Source organism: Soehngenia saccharolytica DSM 12858 (assembly GCF_059568515.1).
The window spans coordinates 17,043-37,603 of sequence record NZ_JCANTN010000012.1 but is presented as its reverse complement, the minus strand read 5'-3'; the positions used below and the strand labels follow the sequence as shown (position 1 = coordinate 37,603).

The window sequence follows — 20,561 nt, the reverse complement described above, 5'->3', positions numbered from 1 at the left end:
GGTATATTGAAGGAAATCAATACAAGAAGACTTTTACTTAGACGATTTAAATTATCTGATTTGGGGGATTTTTATGAATATGCAAAAAACCCAAATGTAGGGCCTAATGCAGGTTGGGATTTTCATAAATCAAAAGAAGAATCACTTTCAATTTTAAAAAATTTCATACTAAGTGATGAAGTTTGGGCAATTGAATTGAAATCTGAAAATAAAGTCATTGGTTCAATTGGATTACACAAAGACAGAAAAAGGGATAATAAGGATGCAAAAATGTTGGGGTATGTTCTAAGCGAAAATTATTGGGGTCAAGGATTTGCTACAGAAGCTTCAAAAGCTATTATTGACTATGCTTTCATAGAATTATCTGTTGATGTCCTTTCTGTGTATCATTATCCCTTCAACGAAAGATCAAAAAATGTTATTTTAAAATGTGGATTTAATCATGAAGGGGTTTTGAGGAAAGCTACTATTACATATGATGGAAAAGTTTATGACGATTGTTGTTATTCGATGACGAGGGAAGAATATTTTTTACAAAGGGGACTATGATGAATAGATATAGTAAATATTTAGTGATTATTGTGGTGTTTGTAGTATTAGCTTTTACAGGTTGTAGTGAAAGCGAGGCGGCAGAATTAAGGATTCTAATTGATGGAAAAGATTATACATCAGCAGCACAACCTATTATTAGAGATGGGAGGACCTTAGTTCCAATCAGATTTATAACTGAAAAACTTGGTGGAACAGTTGAATGGGATGGAACTAACAGGGCGGTATTTGCAAAAAAAGGTCAGAAATCAATTAGCTTAATTATTAATAGCCAAATAGTAGGATATGACAATTTAGATTACATTGTAATAGACACAAAGCCAATCATATATAATGATTTTACTTATGTACCGCTTAGAGTTGTTGGAGAAGCTTTTGATATCGGCATAACTTACAACGAAAAAACTAAGACTGTAGAAATAGATTCACAAAAGAGCACAATTCGAAATACTTATTATGATTTAGATATATTATCAGTTGATAATAATCAATTCATAGATGGCAAAATAAGTGTAAATTATAAGATGGGCAAAAGCTACCAAAACAATGTTGACTATGTAAGGCTACTTATACTTAATCCTAATAATCATACAGGATATGTTGCTTCACAAACAAGATTAATTAACAATCAGGTAGAATTTATCCCATATATTGAACAAAACGGAGAAAAAATACTAGTCTTAGCCGCATATGATTTAAACAACAAGTTATTAGCTGCTTCTGCAAAAAAAGTTATAATCGATGTTAATCCTCAAATATCAATATCAGAGTTAGAAAATGAAGTTCAATTTAGAAATCAAGTAAAATTTACACCACAGTCAAATTTCTCACTACTAAAAGTAGATTATGTGCTCAATAATAAAACAACAGGGAAAGTCAAGACATTAGATAATTGCGATCCATATGGAGCTACAGTTTGGACTCCAAATTATAACGAAAAAGGCGATTATTCGCTTACAATAAATGCATATGATCTAAACTCAAATATTATAGCGAGTAAAGAATACAATATATCTATAACTGTAGATAAGTCTTTAACGCTATCTGGAGTTAAAGAAAATGCTGTTATTAACAAGCCGGTTACAATAAATGCTGTCAGAAACTTTGATTGTTTAGAAACACAATATATTATAAGAGATATAAATACAAATGAAGAAAAAATCCTAACCACATTACCTTATGGAAGCTACAGATATATACCCGTGCCTGGTGATTCTGGAGAAAAAGAATTTTTAGTGAAGGTAAAAGATACATCTGGCAAATATATCTCATCAAAACCTGTGAGAGTAGTTGTAGATGGCAAGCCAAATCTTTATTTTAGCGGTATTGGCCCTAATGAAGTGGTACTTTCTGAGGGAAAGACAGTAAATGCTGAAAGCAATGTGAAAGTAAGCGACGTTAAATTCGTGTTCATTAATGGTGAGAAAAACATAAAAAAAGTGATACCTGGAAATCTCTCAGGATGTCAATTCAAACCATTAGCTAATGAATATGGAAATTGGACTGTTTATGCCACTGCAAATTATAATGGGACTTTAATTAAGAGTGAAACTATTAATTTCAAAGTATATACAGGGAGGGTCTACGGACCATATAGTATTACAGAAAAAGATAATTATATATATTTCGTATCTAATCTTGCAAAAAAATCAAACAACAAATTGATATCGCAATCATTTAAAGTTGCACAGTCCATCTTAGAAACTGGATGGGGGCAAAAAGTGCCTTCTGATAAATACAGTGGCGAAAAATCAAACAATTTATTTGGAATAAAAAGCAAGAATAATGAACCTTATATCATTTCAACAACATGGGAAGTATATAACGGTTTAAAATATGTTGTAGATGCTAGATTTAAAAAATATAATTCTGCACAAGAAAGCTGGGACGATCACATAAAATTTTTATTAGACAACGATAGATACAATCCATTTGAAGATGTGATGAATGATCCATATAAAGCGGCATGGGCAATAAGAAGATGTGGATATGCTACAGATCCATTGTATTCACTCAAAATAATAGATCTTATGCAAAGATATAATCTGGATTATTTGGATAAAAAAATATTTTAGGCAGATAAATCATTAAATTATTTTATGTCGAAATGTTTAGACGTATAAAAATGATGGTATAAAGAAAACAAAGATAAATGGGGGGATCTATTATGGATATAAAAATTTATTCAACTCCAACTTGACCTTGGTGCACTAAAGTAAAGGATTACTTTAGACAAAACGGTATAAATTTTACTGAGTATGATGTGACAAAAGACTATGATAAAGCTGTAGAAATGGTTCAAAAATCAGGACAAAGAGGGGTCCCTGTAATTGATATTGATGGCAATATTGTAGTTGGCTTTGATAAATCGAAGATTGACGAATTAATAGGTTTATAAAAAGTGGGTTGCCACTTTTTATAAACCTTTTTATTGACAAATATAGTTTCTGCTCCTATAATATATTGTGACCGACCAGTCAGTCGAAAATAAAAGGGGGACTAAAATGTTACCAAAATTAAGCGTAAAAAGACCATATACGGTTTTTGTAGCTGTAGTGTTAGTACTTGTTTTAGGCGTAGTTTCTTTCATGAATTTAAAGACGGATTTATTACCAAATCTGGAACTACCTTACGTACTAATTATGACAGTGTACCCGGGAGCAAGTCCTGAGGAGGTAGAAACTACTGTTACTAAGCCTATTGAGCAAGCAGTTTCTACTATTAATGATGTAAAAAATGTACAATCTATTTCGAATGAAAATCAATCCATTGTAATATTGGAATTTAATTCTACTGTGAATATGGATTCTGCAATTATTGAAATTAGCAGTAATCTCGATATGATAGAGAACAACTTTAATGACTATGTTCAAAAACCTATGGTAATGAGATTAAATCCTGATATGCTTCCAATTATGGTTTCTTCAGTTGACATTGAAGGCAAGAACACTAATGAAATATCAAAGATCGTTAATGAAGACATAATACCTCAATTTGAAAGTGTCGCTGGAGTTGCATCTGTTAGTGGACAAGGACTTATTGAAGAGAAAATAGAAGTACTGATTGATCAAGAGAAAATTGATAATTTAAATAGTGAAATATTAAAAATTGTCGATTCGAAATTAGCAGATACTGAGAATCAATTAAATGATGGGAAGAGAGAAATTGAGGATGGACTAGCACAAATTGAACTAGAGAGAGATAAACAGTTAACACAAATCGATACAGGACTAGAAAAAATAAATAGTGCTAAAACAGAAATTTTAAAAGCTGAAGAGTCCATAAACAGTGGACTTCAACAACTATACGCTAACAAAAAAGAAATAGTTAATGGTATCGACGAGATAACTAAAAAATTAAATGAATTAGACATAATTGAAGCCGTTCTAACTGCAGGAGGAGGAACTAGTCCTCAATATCCTGGTCAAACTTTAGATACTGTAAAAGCACAAAAGTCGGCATTAGAAGCTAAGAAAACAGAATTAAAGAATACTTTAAACACTTTGAATGACAAAATAGATGAATTAGAAAAACAAAGTAAAGAAATACAAAATAAAAAATTAGAGCTGTCTTTACAAGAGGTCAATTTAAACAATGGAAAATTAGCGTTAAATACACAACTTGATAGCGCAAAAGCTAATTTAATTGATGCTCAAAAAGAGTTGGAAAAAGGATTTGAAGAATTTGAGAAAGCGAGAGATGAGGCATTTAAGCAAGCTTCCTTAGATGGTGTAATTACAAAGAACATGATTTCTCAAATCTTATCAGCACAGAATTTTTCAATGCCAGCAGGATACGTAAATGATGAAAATGGGAAATACGTTGTTAAAGTTGGAGATAAACTATCTGATGTTAGCGAATTAAAAGATCTGTTATTATTCGATACTGGCGATGATATGATAGGGAAAATATATTTGCGCGATGTTGCAGAAATTAGCATGATCAATAATTCAGATGAGCTCTATACAAAAGTAAACAATAATGACGCCGTCATGCTAATAATGCAAAAACAAAGCAATTACTCGACTTCTGAGGTTGCAAAGGGAATAAGAAATAAAATGGAAGAGATATCGTCAAAAGACCCATCTATCCATTTTACACCATTGCTAGACCAGGGAGTTTATATAGATATTGTTATTAACTCAGTGCTAGACAATATCCTATATGGTGGTTTATTGGCGATACTAGTTTTGCTGATTTTCTTAAGAGATATAAGGCCAACCTTGATTATCGCACTTTCAATACCAATAAGTATAGTATTTGCAATTGCGTTAATGTATTTTAGTGGAATAAGTTTGAATATAATTTCATTAGCTGGACTAGCTCTTGGCGTAGGAATGCTAGTCGACAACTCTATCGTAGCGATAGAAAACATTTATAGACTCAGAGGAGAAGGATATTCATCTGTAAAAGCATCAGTTATAGGGGCAAATGAGATAGCAGGCGCAATCACAGCTTCTACGCTAACAACGGCAGTCGTTTTTCTTCCAATTGTATTTATCCAAGGAATCTCAAGACAGCTGTTCACTGATATGGGTCTAACTATTGCTTTTTCATTGTTTGCTAGTTTATTAGTAGCTTTGACATTGGTTCCAACTATGTCTTCTACGATACTATCCAATTCTGCAAGCAAAGAGTCACTAGTTTTTCATAGATTTACAAATCTTTATGAAAAACTTCTTAAGTGGGCACTTAAACGAAAAGCTATTGTAATAGTAGTAGTTGCACTGTTGTTAGTCTTAAGTGGAGCTTTGGCATATTCAAAAGGAACCGAATTTATCCCTGCAATGGAATCTCCACAAATGTTAGTTACGCTAGAGGCACCAAGCGAGTCTTCAATCGAAGAAACAAAGGAACTTGGAGATTCAGTCATAAATGAAATACTAAATATAGAAGGGATAGACAGTGTTGGCGCATTTCTTGGTGGAATACAAGGATTTGGTCAAAACACAAACCAGATTTCAATATATATACTTCTTGATCAGGAAAGCGGAATAAAAAATAGTGAAGTTAAAGCTGAAATTGAAAAAATTGCAAATGATATGGGAGTCAACCTCAAACTTTCTGAATCTAACATGGATATTTCGGCAATAGCTGGATCAGGAATGGAAATTGTAATAAAAGGAACCGAATTAGATACACTTAGAGAAGTTTCCAAAGACATAATGGATTTATTGAAGACTGTTGATGGTGTAACTAATATTTCAAATGGCTTGGAAAAACAAAATATGGAAATAAAGATAACAGTCAATAAAGAACTTGCGATGGAAAACAAATTAACAGTTGCTCAGGTTTATTCTCAAATATCTGATATAATAGCTACTCCGAAAACAGCAACTAATATATCAAAAATTCAAGAAGATTACCCTGTCATTGTAGTTGAAAGCACGAATAAGAATTTCACGAGAGCGGATTTAGACAATTTTGAATTGACTATACCAAATTCAGAAGAAAAGGTTAAATTGTCAGATTTAGCAACAATAGAAGAAGTAGAAGGTATGAGTTCCATCAATAGGGATAATCAAACTAGATATATTTCAGTTACCGCTGATATAAAAACAGGTTATAACATAGGTATTCTGAGCAGAGAAGTAGAGCAAAAATTAAGCGAGTTACAAATACCTGAAGGGTATTCAGCTCAAATTGCAGGTCAACAAGAACTTATAACAACTTCGATGAAAGATCTAACAAATATGTTGATATTAGCTTTAATATTTGTGTATCTAATAATGGTTGCACAATTCCAATCTCTTTCGTTGCCGTTTATTGTAATGTTTACTGTACCATTAGCATTTACTGGAGGATTATTTGCTCTGTACTTTACAAACAAACCAATTAGTTTAATTGCAATGTTAGGCTTCTTGGTTTTGACAGGAGTAGTTGTAAACAATGGTATAGTATTTGTAGATTATACTAATCAGTTAAGAGATAGAGGCATGCAAAAGAAGGAAGCATTAGTTTTGGCAGGAAAAACACGTATGAGACCGATTTTGATGACAGCTATTACTACGATACTGGGTCTAACTACTTTAGCATTCGGAGCCGGTACAGGAGCAGAAGTTTTACAACCACTTGCATTGGTAGTGGTAGGAGGACTAATTTACGCAACAATTTTGACTCTGTTTGTAGTTCCATGCATGTATGATATTTTTATGAGAGACAAGAAAAGAAAAGTTGCAGAAGTAGAGGAGGAACTAAATGAGATCTAATGAGTACTCCGATAAAGAGATAGCTGTATTTAATGGCTTGGCAGAATTACTAAAACAAGGTAAAAATCTATACAATATCAAAGTATCAGAAATCGCCAAAGCAGCTAACATAGGGAAAGGTACTATCTATGACTATTTTGATAGTAAAGAAGAGGCCATTTACATGGCTCTTCTTTACTATCTAAATACTGAAATGACAAAAATTGTTATTGAAGTTGAAAAAATTCCTTTTTTTAAAGATAAAATTTATAGATTATTAGATACTATAGAAGAAAATATTGAAAGTAAATCTTCCACATTGAAGATATTATTGTCTGCAGTAGATATTGGTTCAATGTATAATTTAATCGAGGAAAATGAAAAATTAATTGATTTATTCATGGAATATGCAGGTAGAATACTATCGTCAATTATAAATTCAGGTGAAAAGGAAGGAATTATAGCAGAGACTAACTCACCATATTATAAAAAATCTGCGATAAGATGTATTTTTATAGGATTTGCTCAATATGTAAACCATAAAGACTGTTATAAAGATGTGAGTGTTGACGTGGCAAAAGATGTAGCTTATACTCAATTGATAAAGATATTAAGGTAGGGTGAAGATATGAAGAAAAAAAATAAGCCTAAGAATCCAAAAAGATCAATTGTATTTTATTATTTAATTGCCTTAATAATTATAATAGTAATGAATTCTATTGTTCTGCCAAGGTTTTTAGGACCAAATGTAAAGGAAATTGATTATGGTAGTTTTTTGGACAAATTGGATAATGGAGAAATAGAAGAAGTAGAGATAACAGATAAGGAAATTTTCATCAAAGAGAAAACCGATAAAGATACTGTTTATACAACTGGATTAATAAATGATCCGGAGCTAGTTAATCGGCTATATGATTCGGGTGTCAAATTTACTAAGATTGTTTCTAATACAACTCCATCAATATTTACTACGATAATCTCATGGGTTATTTCGATTTTATTTTTTGTTATGCTTGGAAGATTATTAGGCAGAATGATGCAAAAAAGAATGGGTGGAGGAGATGTTTTATCCATTGGTAAAAGCAATGCCAAAATATATGTGGAATCAAAAACTGGTAAAACTTTCGATGATGTTGCAGGGCAAGAGGAAGCTAAAGATGCACTAAAGGAAATTGTAGATTTTTTGCATAACCCTGGCAAATATAAATCAATAGGTGCAAATCTTCCAAAAGGAGTTTTGCTTGTTGGACCTCCTGGAACAGGAAAAACATTACTTGCAAGAGCTGTTGCTGGAGAAGCAAATGTACCGTTTTTTTCAATCTCAGGTTCTGAGTTTGTTCAAATGTTCGTTGGAATGGGAGCCGCAAAGGTTAGAGATTTATTTAAACAAGCACAAGAAAAAGCACCATGCATCGTATTTATAGATGAGATTGATACTATTGGGAAAAAGAGAGATGATTCAGGATTTAACAGTAACGATGAAAGAGAACAAACATTGAATCAACTCCTATCAGAAATGGATGGATTTGATGGCAAAGAGGGAGTCGTTATTTTAGCTGCTACAAACAGACCAGAATCTTTGGATAAAGCACTTTTAAGACCTGGAAGGTTTGATAGAAGAATCCCGGTTGAACTTCCAGATTTAGCAGGTAGAGAAGCAATTTTAAAAGTACATGCTAAAAAAGTGAAGACAGATGACAATCTTGATTTCAATGCTATAGCGAGAGCTACTGCAGGTGCATCTGGTGCAGATTTAGCGAATATCATCAACGAAGCTGCTTTAAGAGCTGTTAGAATGGGAAGACAAAAAATAATTCAGGAAGATTTAGATGAATCAGTGGAAGTTGTTATTGCAGGTTATCAAAGAAAAGGAGCTGTTATTTCAACTAAAGAAAAACGAATAATAGCATTTCACGAAATAGGGCATGCACTCGTGGCTGCTATGCAAACTAATTCTGATCCAGTGCATAAAATCACTATTATACCAAGAACATCAGGAGCATTGGGTTACACTATGCAATTAGCAGAAGAAGAGAGTGTTTTGATGTCTAAAGAAGAACTGTTTAACAGAATTGTAACTATTACTGGCGGCAGAGCTGCTGAAGAAATCGTCTTTGGAAGTATTACTTCAGGAGCTTCAAATGATATTGAACAAGCCACCAAAATCGCAAGAGCAATGGTCACAAGATTCGGCATGAGCGAAGAATTTGATATGATGGCCTTGGAAACAGTCACATCAAAGTATCTCTCTGCTGATCCATCTCTAGCTTGTTCAGAAGAGACATCCTCAAGAATAGATGCTGAAGTATTGAGAATAATAAAAGAAGCCCATGAAAAGGCAAAGACTATATTAAAAAACAACATGGAAAAGCTCATAGAACTTGCAAACTATTTATTAGAAATGGAAACTATGACTGGTGCTGAATTTATGGAAATATTAAAAAAGAAAGATGAAAGCTTTGCTTAGCTTTCATCTTTTTTAAAATATGCGTACAATTTTTTTGCTGTATCAGTTGGGTTGTTATTTTCAAGAGTTAGTGCATATTCTTTTTTGTTTTTTTCATAAAGTGGATCATAGTAAGATAATATTAAATCTTTAATTACTTCTTCATAATTTTTATTTCTGACCAAGTTGATTTTTTGATCAACCCAATGATTTCCCATGCGATTTCTTAGGTTTTCTAGAGATTTTATAATATTCTCATCATCTCCACATATATAGTCTTCACGAATGTTATTAATTCTATTTTCAATTGATGATGTAATATTAACCTGAATTCCATTTTTAATTTTATCAAATAGCATATCTGGTATTGTGCACTTTCCAATAGTTTTACTTTCCCCTTCAACAAATAGTAAATCTGTTTTTCGATTATAAAGTGTATCAAAGATAAGAGATTCAAACATTTTTTGACTATTTGGTTTGCTTAAGCCCACACTACCTAAAACTGAACCTCTGTGATTTGCACAGTATTCTAGGTCTAATACATCAGCATCCAATTTTTGCAATTCTTTTAAGACTTTTGTTTTTCCTGTGCCTGTATTTCCATAAAGTACAACTAGGTTAATTGGTTCTATGAGTAAATTAAGATTTTTATTGATAAAATTTCTATATCCTTTATATCCGCCAATTAATTTACTCGCATTTATACCGATACTCTGCAAAAGTGCTGTAATACTAGAACTTCTATATCCACCTCTTGCACAAAAAAATATAAGATCACTATATTCGTTTTGCAAAGACAATATTTTTTTGAATAATGTAGGAAGTTTCTTCGACACAAATTCTATACCCCAAAATTTAGCTTCCTCAGGGCTTACATGGGTATAAGTATAGCCAACTATTTCCCTTTCTTTGTCTGATAATATTGGAATATTAATTGATCCAGGTATTGTATACTCTGAGAACTCAGATTCAGACCGAACGTCTATGAGTACGTAATTTAGGTTTTTGTATTTATATAATAATTCCTCGTAAGTTAAAGATATTTGCATAATTTACCTCTTTCAACTAGAAATTTTGCAATTAATATTATATACTTATTTTATTATTAGTAAAGTTTTAAATTTATTGGAGGCATATATGAAAGATATTCACACAAAATCAGTGATATATATAATACTATCGGCGATTCTATTGAGTACAGGAGGGGTATTATTAAAATTCGTTGATTTAGCACCTATGGAAATTGCTGGAACTAGAGCAATAGTTTCTTCGATAGTAGTATTTACATATGTAAGAAAACCAAAATTCACATTTTCAAAAGCTCAAATAACAGGGGCTATCAGTTACTCGATGATGGTTATTGGGTTCATTGCAGCGAATAAACTCACTACAGCAGCAAATGCAATTGTGCTTCAATATACATCTCCTATTTGGGTAGCAATATTAAGTTATTTTATTCTAAAAGAAAAAATACATTACTATGATGTAATGTCTATTTTATTTATAATTGTAGGAATGGCTTTAGTATTTATCGACGATGTGGGTGGTGGAAGCTTACAAGGAAATATTATAGCTATAATTAGTGGAATTTTTTTAGCTATTGTAACAATTTCCTTAAGGTTTCAAAAAGATGAATCTCCAGTTGAAACGACTCTTTTAGGACATTTATTGACAGCTTTTATAGGCCTATTTTTCTTAAGTGGAGTTCATTTCACTTTAGCGGATTTAATAGGAATACTATTATTGGGAACATTTCAATTAGGAATATCATATATATTATATTCAGAAGCAATAAAATACGTAAATGCAATTGAAGCTAGTGTACTTATGTTTATTGAACCAATACTTAATCCTGTATGGGTATATTTAGCATTTGGAGAAAAGCCTGGCAGTTTGGCTTTAATTGGATGTGTTATTGTATTGTTAACTATCTTTTTTAGATCTATATTAGCAAGTAGAAGCAATAGGCAGGAGACAATCAACTAATGTTAGGAGTTAAAAGAATGAAAAATTACTCTAAAACTTATATAATACCTTATTATGATACAACAATCGGAAACTATCTAAAGTCAGAAATGATTTTATCATACATGGCAGAAACATCAACTTGGCATATAGATGCTCTTGGGTTAGGGCATGAAACTCTGTGTAACAATAATTTTGCATGGCTATTGAACAGATGGGAAGTAGATATATCTGATTATCCCAGAGCAAAAGAAGAAGTTACAGTATCAACCTGGACTACAGGATTTAATAAGTTTTATGCTTATCGTGAGTTTATTATGAAATCAAGTGAAAATATTGAATTAGCAAGAGCCTCAACTATATGGATATTAGTTGATTCAACTACAAAAAGACCAAAGAGAATTCCAATTGATATGATTCATGCTTTTTCAACTGATAATGGGAAAATGGTTGAAAGACAGGTCGATTTCAAACAGTACAATAGCTATTTATATACTAAGGGAAAAGAAATTTATGTTAGGAAATCAGATATAGACAATAATAATCATGTGAATAATGTTAGGTATTTAGAATGGATGATAGACTCAACTGATGATCAAATATTGAATAATTACCTTATAAAAAACATATCAATTGAATATAAAAAGGAAGTATTATACGATGACAGGCCAATAGTAAATTTTTTTTCTAAAGAAGTTAATAATGAAATAATATATAATTATAAGATAACAAGTATGGATAATGATCATGCATTTGGCCAAATAATATGGAGGGAAAATAGATGATTAATAAAGGCATAGACATAAACGAGGAAATAATTGAAATGGAAGCTACAAAGAATATAGCATTAATAGCTCATGACAATGTCAAAGATGATATAATTAGATGGGCGATCGCAAATAAAGAAGAACTTTCAAAACATAATTTGTGTGGAACAGGGACTACTGCATCATTAATCCAAAAAAATACAGGATTAAATGTGAAGAAATATAAATCTGGGCCACTAGGTGGTGACCAGCAAATTGGAGCGAGAATAGCAGAAGGTGAAATAGACTTCATGATATTTTTTTGGGACCCACTTGAAGCTCAACCACATGATCCTGATGTAAAAGCATTATTGAGGATTGCTGTTTTATATGATATTCCTGTAGCAAACAATAGAGCAACTGCAGATTTTTTGCTATCTTCTCCATTGATGGGTACAAAATATAAAAGGCATATCATAAACTTGGAATATAGTGCACAAAAAAGGATAGAAAAATTTAACAATAAGTAGCACATATTCTATAAAAATATAAATAAGCCATATTTAATACAACCTATTTATTTAGTATAAACAGCTGAAATAGAGTGATTGAAGAATATTAAAAACCGCATATATGACAAATTATATATAATTATAAAAAAATTTCAATAAAATAGTTGATTTTTAAACAATTAGGTGATACAATACTATTGAGCTTTAATTCAGGAGTAATAAATAGTAACAATAATTCGGTTTACCTTTTAGTGTGTATAACTAGAAATTTATTGTTGTAGGTTACATGAATTAAAGAAATATTAATAAATTTTTGGAGGTTGTACAATGAAAGGTACAGTTAAATGGTTTAACGCAGAAAAAGGTTTTGGTTTTATTACTACTGAAGAAGGCAATGATGTTTTTGCACATTACTCACAAATTCAAAAAGATGGTTTCAAAACATTAGAAGAAGGCCAATCAGTTGAATTTAGTGTAGTAGAAGGTCAAAAAGGATTACAAGCTGAAGAAATAGTTATATTATAATTAAAGCTTCTAAAACCTCTTAGATATCTAAGAGGTTTTCTGTTTATTTAAAATAATTATTTGGAGGATACCTATGTATAACGAGAATGTTGTTGCTATTGTAAATGGCAAAGAGATAACTACAAATGACATTATGAAATTCCTAAATGAAATGAACCCACAAACTGCGGCTCAATTTCAATCAGAAGAAGGCATAAAAAGAATTATAGAGGAATTAGTTAATCAAGAACTCCTTTATCTTGATGCCATAGAAAACGGTTATGAAAATGATTTTGAATTTAAAGAAGTTTTAAAGACTGTTAAGGATAATTTATTAAAGGGATATGCTTTTAATAAAATTGTTGAAGGAGTTAAAGTGACAGATGAAGAGATAGTAAATTATTACAATGAACATTCTGATATGTTTAAAAAACAAGAGACTTTGAATGCAAGTCATATACTTGTCGAAGATGAAGAGAAAGCATATGATATTATAGATATGATAAATGAGGGATTAGAGTTCGAAAAAGCTGCTGAACAGTATTCGACTTGTCCATCGAAAGAAGTTGGAGGAAATTTAGGAGAATTTGGCAAAGGACAAATGGTTCCTGAATTTGAGAATGCTGCTTTTAAATTGGGGATTGGGGAAATGTCCGAACCAGTTAAGACACAGTTTGGATATCATATTATAAAAATAAATGAGAAATCTGCAGAAGATGTTTATTCTTTAGAAGAAGTAAGAGACGAAATTGAAAAGCAATTACTGATGTTAAAACAAGAAGAAAAATATTTAAACAAAGTAAACTCACTAAAAATAAAATATCCTGTGAACATATTATAAATAAAAATAAGCCGCAGACAAGCTTTACAGCTTTCTGCGGCTTATTTTTATTTATATGCACGTAAATATTGTGATGGGTATTGAATTCTTACATCGTTTAATTTTGCGTTATTAAGAACCCAATTTGGATTTCTCAATAGCTCTCTTCCTAAAGCAACTAAATCAGATCTATTATTCCCTAAAATCTCCTCAACTTGTTCAATATTTGTAATTAATCCTACTGCTATAGTTGGCAGACCTGTTTCTTCCTTTAAATATTCAGCGAATTTAACCTGATATCCAGGAAATAGATTGATAGGAGCTAGTACAAGGCCTCCTGAACTTACGTGTAATATATCTATTAAATCTTTAATTTGATTTACAATATCCTTCATCATATAAACATCTATGCCATCTTTTACATAATCGCTAGCTGAAACTCTCAATATAATTGGTCTATCATTTGGCCAAACTTCATGTACTGATGTCAAGATATCCCTTAAAAATCTTACTCTATTGACTAAGGTTCCACCATATTCATCATCTCGATGATTTGTTATTGGGGAAAGAAATTGATGAACTAAATATCCATGGGCTGCATGAATCTCGATAGCATCATAATCTGCTTCTAAGGCACGAGATGCAGCTAATTTAAATGATTCTATTACTGCCTTTATATCTTCAGTAGTCATTTCGCGTGCCGTTTTATAGTCATCATTGAAATTAATAGCAGAACATGAAATTATATCTTCATCCCTAACCCCGCATTTTCTTCCTGCATGAGCCAATTGTATTGCGACTTTTGTGTCATATTTCTTCAAATTAGCCACTAAATCTTTCAGCCCTTCTATTTGATTGTCTTCCCAAATTCCTAAGTCATTTTCTGATATTCTACCTCTCTTTTCCACACTTGTAGCTTCTTGAATTATCAGACCAACTCCGCCTAAAGCTCTTTGAATGTAATGAACTTTGTGAAACTCTTTTACTAAACCACTGTCATCACTTGAGTACATGCACATTGGTGGCATTACAATTCTATTTTTTAAAGATAAATTATTTATTTTTATCGGTTGAAAAGTTAACATTATATCACCTCTTGATATATATACCACAATTAATACAAATTATCACAATATCTTGGAATTGTGATAAAATAATATTTGAATTATATATTTACTATTTTGTAGTAGATATACATACTAAGAAAGTGTCAGAAAATATATAATACTGATATCAGTAATTATTATTCGAGGAGAGAGAACATGAAAAAAATTTTTAAAGGTGACATTGTCTACACAAAAAGTCCAGCTATGTTTGAAATCAATGAGGACTCATACCTCATTGTAGAGAACGGTGAAGTAAAAGAAATTTGCCGTTATATTGATAGTATCCCAAGTGATTGTGAGTATTTAGATTACACAGGTAAATTGATTATACCAGGATTTGTTGATATTCATCTTCACTCATCTCAATTCTTTAACATTGGATTAGGAATGGATAAGGAACTAATTCCGTGGTTAAATACATACACCTTTCCTGAAGAAGCAAAGTTTATAGATTTAGAATATGCAAATATTGCATATAGTAAATTTGTATCTGATCTCATAAAAAAAGGAACGACAAGTTCAGTAATATACGCTTCAATCCATAAGGAAAGTACGATGCTGTTAATGGATTTGCTAGAGGAAGCAAATCTAAGAGCATATGTTGGAAAAGTCAATATGGATAGAAATACTATCGATGAATTATGTGAGAATACTGATGAATCTATTGCACAAACAGAGGAAATAATACTAAGCTCAAAAAGCGATAGAGTAAAACCAATTATAACACCGAGATTTGTACCATCGTGCTCAACAACATTAATGAAAGGATTATCGAAATTGGCTATTAAGTATAATGTCCCAGTTCAATCTCATCTAAGTGAAAATACTAATGAGGTGGAATGGGTGAAGGAATTGCATCCTGACATTGAAAATTATGCTAGTGTTTACAACAAGTTTGGATTATTTGGACAAACAAAAACGGTAATGGCACATTGTATATACACTTCTGATGATGAGATTGAATTAATGAAAAAGAATGGTGTGTTTGCAGCACATTGTGCACTATCAAATTTCAATCTATCAAGCGGTATAATGCCTGTTAGAAAATACTTAGACTATGGGGTAGATGTTGGATTGGGAAGTGACATTTCTGGAGGAAACACTTTAAGCATTCCACAATCAATAGTAAGCACGATTCAAGCTTCTAAAATCAAGTGGTTGGAATCGGACAAAGAATTATACCCGTTATCATTTTCTGAGGTTTTTTATATGGCCACTAAGGGTGGAGGCAAATTTTTTGGGAAAGTAGGAAGTTTAGAACGAGGATATAAAGCAGATTTATTGGTAATAGACGACAGCAATTTATTGGATATTAATAAATTCGGTGTATTAGAAAGATTGCAAAAATATATTTACTCTGGAAATGAAAATAACATCATCGCGGTATATGTAGGCGCCAATAGTGTAAATCACTAGACTTTTATATATTACTGTGCTATAATCAAAATAGTATAGTAAAATTAAGAGGTGGTTGTCGAATGCCCAGGCAAAATGGTATTAGTTTAGAAGATGTTTTAAATCTCCCTTTAATGAGCAAGTGCAAATTGATAGCAGGATTTAAAGGAATAAGAAATACTGTATCAAGAGTAAATATAATTGCAGACCCTGATATTTTTGATTGGGTAAAAAGCGGAGAGCTTTTATTGACAACTGCATATTCTTTTAATAAAGCAGATAAAGATTATCAAAAAAGCATAATATTAAATGCCAAAGAACAAAATTTAGCTGGCATAGGAATTAAAATTTCTCCTTACTTGACCAATATGAATGAAGAAATCCTAGCGTTTGCAGAGGAATTGAACTTTCCAATTATTGAAATTGACCCTTCTCTACCTTTATCAGAAATTCTTATGGAAGTTATGAAACAAATATATAATAAACAAACTTCCCTACTTGAAAGGATAGAAAAAGCTCATGAAAAATTTATGGAAATAATGCTTGATGGGAAATCAATGGAAGAAGTACTAGATGTTGTCTATAACAATATAAAAAATCCTGTTGCGCTTAAAATGAAACATCAAGATACTTCCTACGAGTACTTTCAAGATATTTCAGAAGATACGATAACAGATCTAAGAAAAGATTTAAATAAATTTTATGATATAAATAAGTCAAGATCTAAAAAAATGTATGAGGATAAGGTCATTATTTCAGGCAAGTATGTTGATAGAATGGCTATTCCAATTGTATTAAAAGAAGAAGTATATGGTTACATTATATCATGGTCTATAAATACTCCACTTGGAGGATTTGATTTATCTATAATGGAATCAGCTTCAACAATTATTTCACTATCTATACTTCAAGATATGAACGTAAAGGAAGTAGAGATAAATTACAGATCAGAGTTTTTTGAGGATTTAATTTCTCAAGATTCAAAAAGAAAAAGAAAAGCGCTTGAAAGAGCTCATTTTTTCAATCTAGCTCCAAACGATTTTTATATTGTTGAAGTCATGAGCTTTAAGCTTCCACAACTTGAAAATGAAGATGATGATTTTTTATTTGACTATCTAAAGAAACATTCCAATCAAGTTGTCTCATCTATCGAGGAAACAATGAAGAATTTTTATTTAAATGGTATTGTTTCAACTAAACTAAATGGAATACAGATACTATTAGAATTCCATAATACTAATGATTACAAGAAAAAACTGAATGAGTTCAATTTAAACATCTACGAAACTATAAAGAAAAGATTAGATAGTGTAGATTTAAGAATTGGTGTAGGAAGAATTTATAGAGGGCTGGATAATGCAAATAAGAGCTTCTCTGATGCATTAAGGACTATAAGGACAGGTAAAGAATTAACAAATAGAACAATAATAACATATGAAGAGCTTGGTGTTTTTAAGATACTTTGTCAAGATTTTCTAAGTGAGGAATTGGATGATTTCTACAATACAACACTTAAACCACTTGTAGATTACGATGAGAAAAAATCTACTGAATTGGTCAAGACTCTCCAATGCTATTTTGATTGTAATGGAAATCTGACTAAAATGTCGGAAACTTTGTACACACATTACAATACAATACTTTACAGGATAAACAGAATTCAAGAAATAACAGGGGCAAATTTAAACGATTCAAACGATAGATTGAACCTTGAAATAGCGTTGAAAATAAAGCAAATGATATAGAGCACAAATGATTAGAAGAATAAGGTTCTTACCCTTATTCTTCTAATACTGCAATAGCTCTAATAGGTGACCCTGAGCCATCTTTTATTTTCAATGGTAAACCTATATAGAGAAATCTTTTGTTTATAAGCTTGTCTAAATTACATAAATTTTCAGTATTAGTAATGTCATATTCCGCACAAATCATATGTCCGGAGAAATTTATATCATCAGGTGTCAAATCAATAGCTGGTGAATCCACTCCAATGTTTATAACCCCACTTTCAGCTAAAAACTTTGCAGCTTCATAACTAAGACCAGTGTATTCTTTTTGATAGTTCTCAGTTCCATAGAAACGATCATAATGACCAGTATACAACAACACAATATCATTCTTTTTTATTTCTTGCTTTGATCTTTCTAGTGCTTTCCTTAAATCAGCAACTTCTATATAATCTGGATATGTCACGCTACTCAAGTCCAAACATATAGCGGAGCCAAAGAAGTAATCCAAAGACATTTTATCAATGGTTAAGCCATTTTCTTTAAATTCGCTTATTCCATCGCTATGTGTACCGCAATGTTCACTTATAAGTAAATTTCTTGCTGAAAAACCTAAGGTTTTACTTCCTGTTTCTTTCATGTTTTCCTCATAAGTCATATTAGTCATAATAAAAGTTTTTTGATGCATTGGGAAAATAGACATTCCTTGAAAAATCTCTTGGGTCAAATCTACAATTTTAAGAGCCATTTAATCACCTCTTTCATGTGTTAATAATATTATATGACATATTTTTTTTTTAGCTATATAAATGTTTTACAAATCATTATAATAAATCAACAAAGTAAAGAGATAATAGACTATTTTTACAATAAATATTTATTAAATATTCACAAAGTTTATTCAATATAATTGTGATAGTATTAATATGTAAATATATAAAGGGAGGGATTATGATGTACGATGTAATTATTAAAAATGCTAGGATACCACAAGCGGATGAAACTACATTGACAAACATATTGGTAAAAGATGAAAAGATTGCCGGATTTATTGACAATATTGATGGGATTGACGCAAAAGAAATAATTGACGCAAATGGACATTTAACATTGCCTGGTTGTATTGATTCGCATACTCATTTTATGTATCAAGGTTTTCCACATAGAGAAAACTTTCTAACAGGTACTGCCGCTGCAGCAGCCGGTGGAGTAACAACAATTATTGATATGCCTTGTTGTTCTGTGCCATCAGTTAGATCAGTTGAACAGCTTAAATTGAAATTAGATGCAGTAAGTCCACAGGCACTAGTTGACTTCGCATTTTGGGGTGGAGTAACTGGTGAAGATGTTAGAAACGGATGGTTACATAATGTTGAAGAACAAGCTGAATATGGTGTTGTTGCATATAAAGCGTATATGACACCTTCTGTTCCAACATATCCAAGAGTTGACGATCCTGAAATGCTTGAAGCTTTCACAGAAGTTGCTAAGACAGGACTACCTATAGGGATTCATGCAGAAAACTATGCTATGTGTGATTATTATGTAAAAAAATACCAAAGAGAAGGAAGAACAGATGGACCGGCTTGGGCAGAAGCAAGATTGGAACTAGCGGAAAAAGTAGCTATAGAGCTAGGAATTAGCTTTGCAGAACATACAGGCGCTAGACTTCACATTGTCCACATGAGTACAGGAATAGGTGCAAAATTAATAGGTGAAGGCAAAAAAAGAGGATTAAATGTCACTAGTGAAACATGCCCTCATTATTTAACTTTAAATTATCAAGAAGCTATGACTAAATATGGTCCATTAGCTAAAATTGCACCACCTCTTAGAACTAAAAAAGACAATGAAGAACTATGGGAAGGATTGAGAAATGGAAGCGTTGATTTCATGGCTACTGATCATGCACCATATGAGTTAGAAAGCGAAAAACTAAGCAAGGGAATGAACATATGGACATCTTTCCCTGGAATTCCAGGTGTAGAAACAATGGTCCCTGTACTGATTAGTGAAGGCTACAATAAAGGAAGACTTTCATTGAGTAAATTAGTAGAAGTATTGTCAACAAATGCGGCAAAACATTATGGTATTTATCCAAAAAAAGGAGCAATGAATATTGGTTCAGATGCCGATTTCACAATCATTGATTTAGATAAGAGATGGAAAGTTGATCCTAAGAAACTTGCCTCCATGTGTGGTTACACTCCGCTAGAAGGTATGGAACTTAAAGGGAAAGTTGCTAAAACCGTTTTAAGAGGCCATTTAATTTATGAAGACAATGATGAAAGCGAATTAGCTAAAATGACAGATGAAGATATGCAAAGAATAGTACACAACTATCCTGAGGGGTTAGAAGAAAGGTACAAAGACATATTAAAAGAATTCCCTCATCTGCATAGTAAAGAATATGAAAACAGCTACAGGAAACAACATCCAGAGATAATCGATGAGCATATAAGGGGCATAAAAGGTATAAAAGTAAAACCAGGATTTGGTCAGTTTGTTAAGAGACAAAGCATCCAAGTGCTTCCAAGAAGAATAACTTTTTAATATCTTATTGATTAAATTTTCAAACTAAAATATAATGGAGGAAAGATAAA

General features: G+C 31.6%; 16 protein-coding genes and 1 pseudogene. 14 read left to right on the top strand and 3 right to left on the bottom strand.

Annotation, left to right across the window (positions count from 1 at the left end; translation table 11 throughout):
* The first annotated feature begins 6 nt into the window (after positions 1–6).
* From BO51_RS04915 to ftsH, 6 genes and pseudogenes are all read left to right on the top strand, one after another.
* Complete coding sequence (locus BO51_RS04915; protein ID WP_496484541.1) at positions 7–549, top strand: GNAT family N-acetyltransferase; 543 nt, start codon at positions 7–9, stop codon at positions 547–549.
* A complete protein-coding gene (locus BO51_RS04910; protein ID WP_496484539.1) occupies positions 549–2,624 on the top strand; it encodes a stalk domain-containing protein in 2,076 nt (691 codons plus the stop codon). Before BO51_RS04915 ends, BO51_RS04910 begins: the two co-directional genes overlap by 1 nt.
* A 137-nt stretch (positions 2,625–2,761) precedes the next feature.
* Positions 2,762–2,947, top strand: a pseudogene (locus tag BO51_RS04905) (glutaredoxin domain-containing protein); the annotation flags it as partial.
* A 106-nt stretch (positions 2,948–3,053) separates the two neighbouring features.
* Positions 3,054–6,758 carry an efflux RND transporter permease subunit gene (locus tag BO51_RS04900; RefSeq protein ID WP_496484537.1) on the top strand — a complete coding sequence of 1,235 codons (3,705 nt, stop codon included), beginning with the start codon at positions 3,054–3,056 and terminating at the stop codon, positions 6,756–6,758.
* On the top strand, positions 6,748–7,356 hold the full coding sequence (locus BO51_RS04895; RefSeq protein ID WP_496484535.1) for a TetR/AcrR family transcriptional regulator: 609 nt from the start codon (positions 6,748–6,750) through the stop codon (positions 7,354–7,356). The genes BO51_RS04900 and BO51_RS04895 overlap by 11 nt, the downstream gene beginning before the upstream one ends.
* Positions 7,357–7,365: 9 nt before the next feature.
* Positions 7,366–9,204 carry an ATP-dependent zinc metalloprotease FtsH gene (gene ftsH / locus BO51_RS04890; protein ID WP_496484533.1) on the top strand — a complete coding sequence of 613 codons (1,839 nt, stop codon included), beginning with the start codon at positions 7,366–7,368 and terminating at the stop codon, positions 9,202–9,204.
* Here ftsH and mnmH read toward each other — a convergent pair.
* Positions 9,201–10,232, bottom strand: a complete 1,032-nt coding sequence (gene mnmH, locus BO51_RS04885; RefSeq protein ID WP_496484531.1) for a tRNA 2-selenouridine(34) synthase MnmH — start codon at positions 10,230–10,232, stop codon at positions 9,201–9,203. The two genes, ftsH and mnmH, sit on opposite strands and share 4 nt — an antisense overlap.
* 88 nt (positions 10,233–10,320) lie before the next feature.
* Between mnmH and BO51_RS04880 the strand changes: the two genes are divergently transcribed.
* From BO51_RS04880 to BO51_RS04860, 5 genes are all read left to right on the top strand, one after another.
* Positions 10,321–11,169 (top strand): DMT family transporter, encoded by an 849-nt coding sequence (locus BO51_RS04880; RefSeq protein ID WP_496484529.1) that lies wholly within the window; start codon positions 10,321–10,323, stop codon positions 11,167–11,169.
* Positions 11,170–11,186: 17 nt separating this feature from the next.
* On the top strand, positions 11,187–11,933 hold the full coding sequence (locus BO51_RS04875) for an acyl-[acyl-carrier-protein] thioesterase (protein WP_496484528.1): 747 nt from the start codon (positions 11,187–11,189) through the stop codon (positions 11,931–11,933).
* Complete coding sequence (locus BO51_RS04870) at positions 11,930–12,424, top strand: methylglyoxal synthase (protein ID WP_496484526.1); 495 nt, start codon at positions 11,930–11,932, stop codon at positions 12,422–12,424. The genes BO51_RS04875 and BO51_RS04870 overlap by 4 nt, the downstream gene beginning before the upstream one ends.
* A 309-nt stretch (positions 12,425–12,733) precedes the next feature.
* Positions 12,734–12,931: a cold-shock protein gene (locus BO51_RS04865; protein ID WP_496484524.1), complete on the top strand. Its 198-nt coding sequence runs from the start codon at positions 12,734–12,736 to the stop codon at positions 12,929–12,931.
* A gap of 73 nt (positions 12,932–13,004) precedes the next feature.
* Positions 13,005–13,751 (top strand): peptidylprolyl isomerase, encoded by a 747-nt coding sequence (locus tag BO51_RS04860; RefSeq protein WP_496484522.1) that lies wholly within the window; start codon positions 13,005–13,007, stop codon positions 13,749–13,751.
* 47 nt (positions 13,752–13,798) lie between these two features.
* Here the strand turns inward: BO51_RS04860 and namA are convergent, their stop codons facing one another.
* Positions 13,799–14,815, bottom strand: coding sequence for an NADPH dehydrogenase NamA (namA, locus tag BO51_RS04855; protein ID WP_496484520.1), 1,017 nt, complete (start codon positions 14,813–14,815; stop codon positions 13,799–13,801).
* A gap of 177 nt (positions 14,816–14,992) precedes the next feature.
* On the opposite strand from namA, the gene guaD reads away from it, so the two are divergent.
* Positions 14,993–16,252 carry a guanine deaminase gene (gene guaD, locus BO51_RS04850; RefSeq protein ID WP_496484518.1) on the top strand — a complete coding sequence of 420 codons (1,260 nt, stop codon included), beginning with the start codon at positions 14,993–14,995 and terminating at the stop codon, positions 16,250–16,252.
* Positions 16,253–16,314: 62 nt separating this feature from the next.
* Positions 16,315–17,976, top strand: coding sequence for a PucR family transcriptional regulator (locus tag BO51_RS04845; protein ID WP_496484516.1), 1,662 nt, complete (start codon positions 16,315–16,317; stop codon positions 17,974–17,976).
* A 34-nt stretch (positions 17,977–18,010) separates the two neighbouring features.
* Here the strand turns inward: BO51_RS04845 and BO51_RS04840 are convergent, their stop codons facing one another.
* The gene (locus tag BO51_RS04840) at positions 18,011–18,706 is read right to left on the bottom strand and encodes a cyclase family protein (RefSeq protein ID WP_496484514.1); all 696 of its coding nucleotides are present in this window, start codon (positions 18,704–18,706) and stop codon (positions 18,011–18,013) included.
* A 206-nt stretch (positions 18,707–18,912) separates the two neighbouring features.
* Between BO51_RS04840 and allB the strand changes: the two genes are divergently transcribed.
* Positions 18,913–20,511 carry an allantoinase AllB gene (gene allB, locus BO51_RS04835; RefSeq protein WP_496484512.1) on the top strand — a complete coding sequence of 533 codons (1,599 nt, stop codon included), beginning with the start codon at positions 18,913–18,915 and terminating at the stop codon, positions 20,509–20,511.
* Positions 20,512–20,561: the final 50 nt, after the last annotated feature.